Raw genomic sequence first — 11,935 nt, forward strand, 5'->3', positions numbered from 1 at the left:
TGTGCAACCTCTAGAAGTTAGTGCGCGGCAAAACCGTCACTATAATCGTTTTCATGACGCGACCCATCACTGCCCTGCCCGACACGCTGATCAGCCAGATTGCTGCCGGCGAAGTCATCGAACGCCCAGCCTCCGTACTTAAAGAATTGCTGGAAAACGCACTGGATGCGGGCGCGCGCGCCATCGAAATCCGGCTGGACGGCGGTGGCATCCGACGCATCCTGGTGGCCGACGACGGCCATGGCATTGCCCCGGCGCAACTGGGGCTGGCGCTGCAACGGCACGCCACCAGCAAGATTGGCTCTTTGGCCGAGCTCGAATCCGTGGCCACCATGGGGTTTCGGGGTGAAGCATTGGCGTCGATTGCGTCGGTGGCCCAGCTGACGCTGACATCCCGCACAGCGGATGGCGAGCAAGCCTGGCAGCTCAGCCCCGGGCAGACGCAGCCCTCGGCCGCGGCGGGCCCCGTGGGCACCCGCGTAGACGTGCGCCAGCTGTTTGACCATATCCCCGCACGGCGCAAGTTTTTGCGCTCCGAGGCCACTGAATATGGCCACTGCCTGGATGCCATCGAGCGGATTGCGCTCTCGCATCCGGAGATTGCCCTGCGGGTGTTTCATAACGACAAACCACAACGCAACTGGCTGGCCACCGATATCCAGGGCCGCATCCGCGACGTGCTGGGAGCCGAGTTTCAGGCACAAAGCCTGCCGGTGTCTTGTGAACAAGGCCTGATCACCCTGGAGGGCTGCATTACGCGCCCCACCTTTGCCCGCAACCGGGCCGATCGCCAGTATTTGTACGTGAATGGCCGCTTTGTGCGCGACCGCACGGTGGGACACGCTGTGCGCCAAGCCTACGCCGACGTGCTGCATGGCGACCGCCAGCCCGCGTATGTGCTGTTTTTGGGGGTGGATCCCACCGGGGTAGATGTGAACGTGCACCCCGCCAAAAGCGAGGTGCGGTTTCGCGACAGCGGGGCGGTGCACCGCTATGTAGCGCAATCGCTGGGGCAAGTGCTGGCACAGCGCGGTGGCGCAGCCGGCGAGGCCGCAGATACGCTGCCTGCGCCTGGTGGTGGCCATGCACCCCTGGGAGGGGCGGCTATACCGGGCTCAGCCTGGAACACCGTCGTGTTGCCGTCCGGAGGCGGCACCGGTTCTGGTGCTGACAACGCGGGCGGGCAGCATGGCGCATCGACTGCATGGCAGACGCCAGCCAATGAGGGCAGGCCGGGCCGCTATCCGGGGCAGGTTCCGGTGCAGCAGCGCTTTGCCATGCACGACACCACGCCAGGTGTTGATTGGCGCAGCCTTTATCGGCCATTGAGCACTAACGAACAATCGGCGCAGGCGGGCCGGGCATTGCCAGGCGGCCAGACCGAACCCACAGTTGGATGGCCATCTGGCGGCCTGATTAAGCCCACGAACGAGCGATCACCGGGGGCCGCAACAAGCGGGGGGATAGCAGGCAAGCAAACTGGCGCAGCCGACGACATGCCGCTGGGGATGGCGCTGGGCCAACTGCACGGTGTGTATATCCTGGCGCAAAACGCGCATGGGCTGGTGCTGGTGGACATGCACGCCGCGCACGAGCGCGTGGTGTACGAGCGCCTGAAGCTTGGCCTGGATCAGGCATCCTTGCCCGCCCAGGATCTGCTGGTACCCGTGGTGCTTAGCGTCAGCGAGACCCAGGTGGCGATTGCCCAGGAACACCAGGACACCCTGGATCAACTGGGCCTGCGCATCCGTGCCACCGGCCCGGCATCGCTGGCCGTGCGGGCGGTGCCTGCCCTATTGGCCCAGGGCGATATCGAATCCCTGGCGCGCGGTGTGCTGGCCGATGTCGAACGCTTTGGGCAATCAGCCCGCCTCACCGAACAACGCAACGAGTTACTGTCCACCATGGCCTGCCATGGCGCCATCCGTGCCAACCGCCGCCTGACGCTGGATGAAATGAACGCCTTGCTGCGGCAAATGGAGCGCACCGAACGTGCCGACCAATGCAACCACGGGCGCCCCACCTGGTTTCAATGGAGCCTGGCCGACCTGGACAAGCTGTTTATGCGGGGCCAATAGAACCAGACCAACCTGGCACCTATAACAACTGTTCCCTTCTGACAACGACCGTCCTGATGCTGACGGCCACCCCACCGATTTTTAACCACCGCTGCCTGCTCCTGACAACGACCGCCCTCATTTTGACTGCCTCTGTACTGACTGAATGAATTCAAACGCCTCTTCCCTGCTGATCTGCCTGGCCGGGCCCACGGCCTCGGGCAAATCGGCGGCCTCGATGGCCCTGGCCGCACGCTGGCCCATCGAAATCATCGTGATGGATTCGGCCACGATCTACCGGGGCATGGACATCGGCACGGCCAAGCCGGATCCCCAGGAACAAGCACAAGTGCCTCACCATCTGCTGGATATCCGCGACCCGGCGCAGGCGTATTCCGCTGCCGAGTTTGCCCATGATGCTGCGGCGCTGGCTCAAGCCATCCGCCAGCGCGGCCGGATTCCGATTTTGTGCGGCGGCACCATGCTGTATTACAAGGCGCTGCGCGAAGGGCTACATGCTCTGCCACCGGCCGACCCCGCCATCCGCCAGGCCTTGGATGACGAAGCCCGCGAGCGCGGCTGGCCGGCATTGCATGAAGAGCTGGCGCGCGTGGATGCAATCACCGCCGCCCGTCTGGCACCCAACGACAGCCAGCGCCTGCAACGCGCCCTGGAGATCTGGCGCACCAGCGGCCGCCCGATGAGCGACTGGCTGGCGCAGGCCTCCCAGCCGGTGCTGCCGGGCTGGCAATTTCTGACTATCAGCCTGGAGCCCTCCGACCGGCTGGTGCTGCATCGCCGGATTGCGCAACGCTACGAGGCCATGATGCGCGCCGGCTTGCTGGACGAAGTGCGTGCCCTGCACGCCCGCGCCGATCTCCACCCTGGGCTGCCCTCGATCCGCTGCGTGGGCTACCGCCAGCTGTGGGCGTACCTGGATGGTGACACATCGCTGGACGAGGCTGTCGAGCGGGCGATTGCAGCCACCCGCCAGCTGGCCAAGCGGCAAATTACCTGGCTGCGCGCCTTACCCGAGCGGCTAACGGTGGACTGCCTGGCCGATGATGCGGCCGGGCAGGTTTTGCGACACTGCGCACAGGTTCTGAAAGTGTGATCAGGCAGACCTTGGTTGCCCGAGGGCTCCCGCATCGTTTGGCCTGAAGGAATCGCTGCAATGCGCAGGCCGCCTACTGACAGGAATACTGCAAACCGGTGATCCACACCGGTTTGCTTGCCGCTTAATCCACCAGGGTTTGCGCCCCGCCGGCTGTCTGGGGCTGGATCTGGCCCAATGTATAAACGGTTTCGCCCTGGGCCTTGAAGGTGGCGGTGATGGCATCGGCCTGGGCGTTATCCACCACCAGCACCATACCGATGCCGCAGTTGAATACGCGGGCCATTTCGGCGTCGGCCACGCCGCCTTGGGCCTGCAGCCACTGAAACAGCACCGGCCATTGCCAAGCGTCTCGGTGCAGATGGGCACACAACCCCGGACGCAGGATGCGGGGGATGTTTTCGAGCAGGCCGCCGCCCGTGATATGCGCCAGGCCCTTGATGGCGCGACCATGCGCAGCCAGCGCAGCCAGCACTGATTTGACGTAAATACGCGTGGGGGCCATGACGACATCGCCCAGCGGGCGGCCGTCCAGCTCTTGCTGGGGCTGCGCACCGGCATGCTGCAAAATCTTGCGCACCAGCGAATACCCGTTGGAGTGCGCCCCGCTGGAGGCCAAGCCCAGGACCGTATCGCCCTCGGCAATATCAGCGCCGTCGATGATGGCGGATTTTTCGACTGCGCCCACAGCAAACCCGGCCAGATCGTATTCGCCATCGGGATACATGCCAGGCATCTCTGCGGTTTCGCCACCGATCAGGGCACAGCCGGCAAGCTCGCAGCCACGGGCAATGCCGCCCACCACCTGCGCAGCGGTATCCACGGACAGCTTGCCGCAGGCAAAGTAATCCAGGAAATACAGGGGCTCGGCCCCTTGAACCAGGATATCGTTGACACTCATGGCGACCAGGTCGATACCCACGGTGTCGTGTCGCTGCCACTCGAAGGCCAGGCGCAACTTGGTGCCCACCCCGTCGGTGCCAGACACCAGCACCGGCTGCTTGAGGTGACTGGGCAACTCGAACAAAGCTCCAAAACCACCAATGCCAGCCATCACACCCGGGCGCATGGTGCGTGCGGCCAGGGGCTTGATGCGGTCGACCAGTGCGTCGCCCGCGTCGATGTCGACGCCGGCTTCGCGATAAGTAAAGGAGGGGGGATTGCCTGATGTCATGAGAAAAGCCGCCGAATGTGCAAAAATTGCAGGTTTGGACAATAGAGTGGCCTGATTTTACGATGAACTCCGGCCCCATGAGCATGACGCAGCAATTGTTACTGGACATCCTGCCAGAAGCACTCCCAAGCCTGGAGCGTTTTGTGGCCGGTACCAACCGTGCTGCCGTAGACGCGGTGTCAGCCCTATCGCCCGGCCGCGCGGTGTACCTGTGGGGCAGCGTGGGTACCGGACGCAGCCATCTGTTGCGGGCCAGCGCCCATGCACAACAGGGGCTTTACCTGGATGCACGCACGCCTGCACACTGGCTGCAGGCACTGGCCACCGACGAAGACCGCGCCCTGACCCTGGTGGCGGTGGACGATGTCAATAATCTGGGCGAAGACGCCCAGGCTGCACTGTTTGCCCTGTTTAATCGCTGGCGGGCCTCGGCCAGCACCCCGGATGCGTTTGCACTGCTGACAGCGGGCGACCGCGCGCCCCTGACCATGCCGCTACGCGAAGACCTGCGCACCCGCCTGGGCTGGGACCTGGTGTTTCGCATCCAGCAACTGTCTGATGAAGAGCGCGCCCAGGCCTTGCGCGACCAGGCCTTACAACGCGGCCTGAAACTGCCCGACGAAGTGCTGCACTGGATTTTGGTGCACCACGACCGCGACATGGGGCGGCTGATGGCCTTGATGGATCGCCTGGATCAATACTCACTGGTACACCATCGCCCGATTACCCTACCCTTACTTAAAGAACTGCTGACACACCATCCATGACCGCACCTTCTCATCTGGCCTTGTTTGATCTGGACCACACCCTCCTGCCCTTTGACAGCGATTATCAGTGGGCCGATTTCCTGGCCCGCACCGGCCGGGCGGGCGACCCCGCCGCCGCCCAGGCGCGCAACGATAATCTGATGCGCCGATACAACGAAGGGGTGCTGTCGGCCGAAGAAGCCGCCGACTTCATGCTGGGGCTGCTGACACTGGCAGAGCCCACCCAGCTGGCACAGTGGCATCAGGATTACATGGCCGCAGTGGTACTGCCGGGGATCCTGCCTGCCGCGCAAGCCCTGGTGGCCGAACACCAGTCACGTGGCGACTTGTGTGCCATCGTGACAGCCACCAATTCCTTTGTGACTGCCCCCATCGCCCAGGCGCTGGGCATCAGCCACCTGATTGCCACCGTGCCACAACAAGATGCCAATGGCCGCTACACCGGCCGTTTTGAAGGCACTCCCAGCTTCAAGGCCGGCAAAGTACTGCGGGTGCGCAGCTGGCTGGCCGCCCAAGACAGGCAGCTGGAAGACTTTGCGGAATCCTGGTTCTACAGTGATTCACTGAATGATTTACCGCTGCTCGAGGTGGTGACCCACCCGGTGGCCACCAACCCCAGCCCTGCCCTGCGCGAGCTTGCAGAAAGCCGTCATTGGCGTGTGCTGGATCTGTTTGCGGACATGCAGGATACAAAGTCTTAAAATACGCGCCATATGCTTAAGCAGACCATCAAACATTTCGTCTCGCGGCTTTTCGCCGCGCCGCCCAGTGGCCCGGTGCGCCTGTCACACGACAAGCACGGCATCGACCGCCGACTGGTCTCCCGTCACGCGATCAAGGTCTGCGAAGTCCTGAACCAGCACGGTTTTGACGCCTACATTGTGGGCGGCGCCGTGCGCGACCTGATCGTTGGCCTGCAACCCAAAGACTTCGACGTGGCCACCAACGCCACACCCAACCAGATCCGCCCGCTGTTTCGCCGGGCGCGCATCATCGGCCGGCGCTTTCAGCTGGTGCACGTGGTGTTTGGCCAGGAGATCATTGAAACCTCTACGTTTCGCGCACCGGCCTCGGGCACACAAGAAACCGACGAGCACGGGCGCATCCTGCGCGACAACGAATTCGGCACCCATGAAGAAGACGCCGCGCGGCGTGATTTCACCATCAACGCGCTGTACTACGATCCTCTCAAAGAAGAAGTGATCGACTTCCACCAGGGTGTGGCCGATCTTAAAAACCGGGTGGTTCGCATGATTGGCGACCCCGAAACCCGGTTTCGCGAAGACCCGGTCCGCATGCTGCGGGCCCTGCGCTTTCAGGCCAAGCTGGGGGCGCGCATCGACCCCGCCACCGAGGCTCCCATCAGCCAGTTGGCTTCGCTGATCGAGCACGTGCCAGCCTCACGCCTGTTCGATGAAACCCTCAAGCTGCTTACCTGTGGCCATGCCATGGATTGCCTACGCGAGCTTCGGCGCTCGGGCCTCACCAAAAGCCTGATCCCCCTGATCGACCGCATTTTTGAAGAAGAAGGCGGCGAGGCCTTTGTCGAAATCGCACTGTCACGCACAGACGCACGGGTGCGTTCGGGCAAGCCTGTCAGCCCCAGCTTTCTGTTTGCGGCACTGCTGTGGCGTCTGGTGCAAAAGCGCTGGGTACGGCTGGTGGCACAAGACGTACAGCGCAACGAGGCCCTGATCCGGGCGGCCGACTCCGTCATCGACGAGCAAATGGACAAGCTGGCCATCCAGCGCCGGCATCAGGCGGACATGCGCGAAATCTGGCTGATGCAGGCACGTTTTGAGCGTGCTACCGTGCGCTCGATCTGGCGCATGATGGAGCAGCCGCGGTTTCGTGCCTCGGTGGATTTTCTGCAATTGCGCGCCGAATCCCGCGAAGTGGACAGCGTGCTGGCGCAATGGTGGATGGATCTGGCCAACAGCGGCGACGACCACCGCAGCCAGATGATCGACACCTGGCAGGCAGGGCACGCCGGTGCCCGGCGCATCGGGGCCGGCACCACCCGCAAACGGCGGCGGCGGCGCAAATCCAGCGGCCACAAAGAAGCGCAGGATAGCGCCCCCGACACTGCTGAATGAGCCATACAGCCTACATTGGCCTGGGGGCCAACCTGGGTGATGCGGCCGAGGCCATCCAGGGCGCTGCCCAAGAATTGGCGGCCACGCCCGACATCCAGGCCCTGCGCCTGTCGCCGCTATACGGCAGCGCACCGGTGGGCTGCACAGGCCCCGATTACGTCAACGCAGTGGCAGAAATCCATACAACACTGCAACCAGCCGCGCTGCTGGCAGCACTGCAAGCCATCGAACAGGCACACGGCCGCGAACGTCCCTACCGTAATGCGCCGCGTACGCTGGATCTGGATCTGCTGTGGTTTGACGGAAAAACCATCGACACGCCAACCTTGACAGTGCCGCATCCACGCATGCATCTGCGCGCCTTTGTGCTGCAGCCCCTGCGGGATCTGGCACCTGATCTGGTGCTGCCCCAAGGCAATCTGGCAGATCTGCTTGCACGCTGCGCAGATCAGGACATCCACCCACTGTAAGCACGGGTGGCAATCAAGCGCATCAGCTGGTTTACACTGGGCGCTTTCCCTACTGCCCTACCCTTGACCATGCCTCATACTCCCCTCATCCGGCTGGTGGTTGCCTACACCGATGAACGCGTGATCGGGCGCGATGGCGGCATGCCCTGGCATTTGCCGGGCGACCTTGCGCACTTTAAACGCAGCACGCTGGGCCATCCGGTGATCATGGGCCGCAAAACCTGGCTGTCAATTGGCCGCCCGCTACCGGGCCGACGCAATCTGGTGCTTAGCCGGGACACCTCGTTTAGCGTGCCTGGCGTGGAATGTTTTGAATCTCTGGATGCGGCACTGGCAAGCTGCCAGGACGCACAGATTGTCTGCGTGATTGGCGGCGAACAGATTTTCAAGCAGGCGCTGCCACTGGCCGACCAGGTAATTGCCACTGAAATCCATGCCAATTTAGCTGGTGATACCTGGTTTCCGGCGCTGCCGGCAGGCCAATGGCAAGAGACAGAACGCCTGCCTCAGCCGGCGGGCGAGAACCCGCTTAGCTACGACTTTGTGACATATCAGCGGATACCCGGCACAAAACCTGCGTGATGTATTGGCTGCCTTAAGCAAAGGCGGCCTGCGCCAGGCGCACGCCAGCCAGATCAACTGGCTGGCATCTTGCCCGCTTAGCTGGCAGCCTTTGCGCGCGCCCGAATAGCGGTCACGGGCTCGCCAGCGATCCCCCAGTTGTCGGTATCCACTTCCTCGATGACCACGAAAGTGGTTTTGGGATTTTTACCCAGGACATCAACCAGCAACTGCGTGGCACCCTGCATCAGGCGGGCTTTTTGATCAGCGGTGACGCCCTCGCGGGTAATCTTGATATTTACATACGGCATGGTGCTTTCCTTGGTAGTCAGACGGTTGCCGGCACAGGTGACGCGTAGGCCTCGACCGGCGGGCAGGCGCAACTGAGATTGCGGTCTCCCCAGGCATTATCCACCCGGGCCACAGGTGGCCAGTACTTGCGGTCTGCCATACCGGGCAAGGGATAGGCTGCTTGCTCACGCGTGTAGGGGTGCGTCCAGTCTTGTACCAGCAACACTGCTGCCGGGTGCGGCGCATTGACCAGTACGTTGTCTTCCAGCGGCTGTTCACCCCGCTCGACTGCCGCGATCTCTTGCCGGATGGCAATCATGGCATCGATAAAGCGATCCAGCTCTTCGACCCCTTCGGATTCGGTGGGCTCGACCATCAGCGTGCCAGCCACCGGGAAGCTCATGGTGGGCGCATGGAAGCCGTAATCCATCAGGCGCTTGGCGATATCTTCGGCGCCGATCCCGCTGGCATCCTTGATTGGCCGGATATCCAGAATGCACTCGTGCGCGACGCGCGACTTGGGGCCGGCCGCGTACAGGATGGGATAGTGCGGCGCCAGGCGTGTGACCAGATAATTGGCGTTAAGAATGGCCACCTGTGTTGCGCGACGCAGGCCGCTGGCACCCATCATCGTGATGTACAGGGTTGAGATTGGCAAAATGCTGGCCGAGCCATAGGGGGCCGCCGACACCGGCCCCGATTGGCCGGCAGGCAAGCGGCCGTCTTCGCCCACCAGCCCGGGCAGGTAGGGCGCCAGGTGCGCGCGCACGGCCACAGGGCCCACGCCCGGCCCGCCACCCCCGTGGGGGATACAAAAGGTTTTGTGCAAATTAAGGTGCGAGACATCCGACCCAAAGCGCCCAGGCTGGGCCACACCCACCATGGCGTTCATGTTGGCACCATCCAGGTACACCTGGCCGCCGGCATCATGGATGAGCGCGCAGATCTCGGTGACCGTGGTTTCAAACACGCCATGGGTGGAGGGATAGGTGATCATCAGGGCGGCCAGATGGTCGCCGACTTCGGCCACTTTGGCGCGCAGATCAGCCATATCGATGCTGCCGTGATCATCGGAAGCCACGACCACCACATCCATCCCGGCCAAATGCGCCGAGGCGGGATTGGTGCCGTGTGCCGAAGCGGGGATCAGGCAGACATTGCGCTGATGATTGCCATTGGCCTGGTGATAGCCACGGATGGCCAGCAGACCGGAGTACTCGCCCTGGGCGCCCGAATTGGGCTGCAGGCTGACGCGATCGTAGCCGGTGATCTCGCACAGTGCCGAGGAAAGACGCTCGATCATGTCCTGGTAGCCCTGGGCCTGGCCGGCCGGGGCAAACGGGTGCATGTTGGCAAACTCGGGCCAGGTGATGGGAATCATCTCGGCCGCGGCATTGAGTTTCATGGTGCACGAACCCAGCGGGATCATGGTGCGATCCAGGGCCAGGTCTTTGTCGGCCAGGGCGCGCAGATAGCGCAGCATATCGGTTTCGGACTTGACGCGCGAGAACGCCGGATGCGCAAGAATGGGGCCCTGGCGATGCAGCGACGCGGGGATACCATCGCCTGCTGCGGTGAAATCGGGGGCCACGCGGGTTTTTGCCGTGCCGGCGGCAAATACGCTGAGCAGCACCTCGATATCATCGGGCGTTACGGTTTCGTCCAGCGACAAGGCCACGTGGGTGTCATTGACACGGCGCAGGTTCAGCCCACCATCCACGGCAGCGTCCAGCACCGCCTGGGTATGGCTGCCGCACTGCAGATGCAAGGTATCAAACCAACTGTCGTTGCACACCTCAACGCCCATGGCACGCAAGGCTGCAGCCAACTGAGTGGTGCGGGTGGCCACGCGCTGGGCAATTTTCCGGATGCCAACGGGGCCATGCCACACCGCATACATGGCGGCCATCACGGCCAGCAGCACTTGCGCGGTACAGATATTGGAGGTGGCTTTTTCACGGCGGATATGTTGCTCGCGCGTTTGCAAGGCCAGGCGCAGGGCGGACGCACCGCGCACATCTTGCGAGACACCCACCAGACGGCCGGGCAAGTTGCGTTTGTAGGCATCCTTGCACGCCATAAAACCGGCGTGCGGACCGCCATAGCCCATGGGCACACCAAAACGCTGACTGGAGCCCACGGCAATATCCGCGCCCCACTGGCCCGGAGGCGCCAGCAAGGCCAGTGCGAGAAGATCGGTGGCCACGGCCACAATGGCCCCGGCCTCATGGGCCTGTTGTGCCAAAGCCTGATAATCGGCGACTCCGCCCAGGCTATGCGGATATTGCAACAAGACGCCGAAACAATCGGGCAGGCCGGCGGACTCATCGCCCACCACCACATCAATGCCAAGGCCGGCAGCCCGGGTACGCACAACCTCGAGGGTTTGCGGATGCACGTGCTGCGACACAAAAAACTGGCTGGATTTTGCCCGTGAGACGCGCCGGGCCAGTGTCATGGCTTCGGCGGCGGCAGTGGCTTCGTCCAGCAGGGATGAGTTGGCGATATCCAGGCCGGTGAGATCGGTGATCATGGTCTGGAAAATCAGCAAGGCCTCGAGGCGCCCCTGGGAGATCTCCGGCTGGTAGGGTGTGTATGCGGTGTACCAGGCAGGATTTTCGAGAATGTTGCGCAAAATCACGTGGGGCACATGGGTGCCGTAGTAGCCCTGGCCAATAAAGCTGCGCAGCACCTGGTTGCGCGACGCAATGGTTTTAAGATCCGCCAGCGCTTCAACCTCATCCATGGCATCAGGCAGATCCAGGTAAGGTGCTTCGGACAGAATGTTTTGAGGTACCACTTCGTCGATCAGGGCATCCAGGCTGGATACGCCGATAGCGGCCAACATGGCCTGCTGATCAGACTCGGACGGCCCAATATGACGGGCAACAAATTCGGATTGCGAAGCAACATCGCGCGACATGGAAATCTCCGGGAACAAACAAGGGCGGAGTTAACACCCCGCCAAATCAAACTGCCGCCCGGCACACAGACGTGCACGCGGGCAGGTGCGCATCAGGCCTGGGCCTGATAGGCCTGGGCGTCCAGCAGGCCATCGACATCAGCTGCGTGATCGGGGCGGATCTTGAAGATCCACTGATCGAATGCACCTTGGTTGATGAGCGCGGGCTCGTCGTTCAGGGCCTCGTTGAAGGCGATGATCTCGCCGGCAATGGGCGCATAAATATCGGAGGCCGCCTTGACGGACTCGACAACAGCAGCGGTTTCGCCCGCGGCCAGATGGGCACCCACCTGGACATCGCCGACAAAAACCAGATCGCCCAGCTGGTCTTGGGCATCGTCAGTAATGCCAACCAGAAAGCAGTCGCCGTCGGCCTTGACCCACTCGTGGGAAGCCGTGTATTTGCGGTCGTTGGGAATGGACATGGTGTACCCCGTGATCGT

Annotated in this window: 11 protein-coding genes; 7 read left to right on the plus strand and 4 right to left on the minus strand. The window is 62.8% G+C overall.

Features of this window, described 5'->3' with window-relative positions; translation table 11 throughout:
• The first annotated feature begins 53 nt into the window (after positions 1-53).
• Positions 54-2,078, plus strand: a complete 2,025-nt coding sequence (gene mutL, locus ABS758_RS00425; RefSeq protein WP_350379618.1) for a DNA mismatch repair endonuclease MutL — start codon at positions 54-56, stop codon at positions 2,076-2,078.
• A gap of 145 nt (positions 2,079-2,223) precedes the next feature.
• Positions 2,224-3,171 carry a tRNA (adenosine(37)-N6)-dimethylallyltransferase MiaA gene (gene miaA, locus ABS758_RS00430; RefSeq protein WP_350379620.1) on the plus strand — a complete coding sequence of 316 codons (948 nt, stop codon included), beginning with the start codon at positions 2,224-2,226 and terminating at the stop codon, positions 3,169-3,171.
• Positions 3,172-3,295: 124 nt separating this feature from the next.
• Here miaA and purM read toward each other — a convergent pair whose 3' ends face one another.
• Complete coding sequence (gene purM / locus ABS758_RS00435) at positions 3,296-4,345, minus strand: phosphoribosylformylglycinamidine cyclo-ligase (protein ID WP_350379623.1); 1,050 nt, start codon at positions 4,343-4,345, stop codon at positions 3,296-3,298.
• Between the two features lie 83 nt (positions 4,346-4,428).
• Here purM and hda point away from each other — a divergent pair, with 83 nt between their 5' ends.
• From hda to ABS758_RS00460, 5 genes are all read left to right on the plus strand, one after another.
• The gene (hda, locus tag ABS758_RS00440) at positions 4,429-5,112 is read left to right on the plus strand and encodes a DnaA regulatory inactivator Hda (RefSeq protein WP_350380201.1); all 684 of its coding nucleotides are present in this window, start codon (positions 4,429-4,431) and stop codon (positions 5,110-5,112) included.
• Positions 5,109-5,813, plus strand: coding sequence for an HAD family hydrolase (locus ABS758_RS00445; RefSeq protein WP_350379626.1), 705 nt, complete (start codon positions 5,109-5,111; stop codon positions 5,811-5,813). Before hda ends, ABS758_RS00445 begins: the two co-directional genes overlap by 4 nt.
• Positions 5,814-5,825: 12 nt before the next feature.
• A complete protein-coding gene (gene pcnB / locus ABS758_RS00450) occupies positions 5,826-7,208 on the plus strand; it encodes a polynucleotide adenylyltransferase PcnB (RefSeq protein ID WP_350379628.1) in 1,383 nt (460 codons plus the stop codon).
• A complete protein-coding gene (folK, locus tag ABS758_RS00455; protein ID WP_350379630.1) occupies positions 7,205-7,678 on the plus strand; it encodes a 2-amino-4-hydroxy-6-hydroxymethyldihydropteridine diphosphokinase in 474 nt (157 codons plus the stop codon). The genes pcnB and folK overlap by 4 nt, the downstream gene beginning before the upstream one ends.
• 69 nt (positions 7,679-7,747) lie before the next feature.
• Positions 7,748-8,260 carry a dihydrofolate reductase gene (locus ABS758_RS00460; protein ID WP_350379632.1) on the plus strand — a complete coding sequence of 171 codons (513 nt, stop codon included), beginning with the start codon at positions 7,748-7,750 and terminating at the stop codon, positions 8,258-8,260.
• Positions 8,261-8,337: 77 nt separating this feature from the next.
• On the opposite strand, the gene ABS758_RS00465 is transcribed toward ABS758_RS00460, so the two are convergent.
• The 3 genes from ABS758_RS00465 to gcvH form a co-directional block, all read right to left on the minus strand.
• Positions 8,338-8,550: a tautomerase family protein gene (locus ABS758_RS00465; RefSeq protein ID WP_350379634.1), complete on the minus strand. Its 213-nt coding sequence runs from the start codon at positions 8,548-8,550 to the stop codon at positions 8,338-8,340.
• A 17-nt stretch (positions 8,551-8,567) separates the two neighbouring features.
• The gene (gcvP, locus tag ABS758_RS00470; RefSeq protein WP_350379636.1) at positions 8,568-11,453 is read right to left on the minus strand and encodes an aminomethyl-transferring glycine dehydrogenase; all 2,886 of its coding nucleotides are present in this window, start codon (positions 11,451-11,453) and stop codon (positions 8,568-8,570) included.
• Positions 11,454-11,545: 92 nt separating this feature from the next.
• Positions 11,546-11,917, minus strand: a complete 372-nt coding sequence (gcvH, locus tag ABS758_RS00475) for a glycine cleavage system protein GcvH (RefSeq protein ID WP_350379638.1) — start codon at positions 11,915-11,917, stop codon at positions 11,546-11,548.
• Positions 11,918-11,935: the final 18 nt, after the last annotated feature.

Source organism: Castellaniella sp. FW104-7C03 (assembly GCF_040276085.1).
GTDB lineage: Bacteria > Pseudomonadota > Gammaproteobacteria > Burkholderiales > Burkholderiaceae_B > Castellaniella.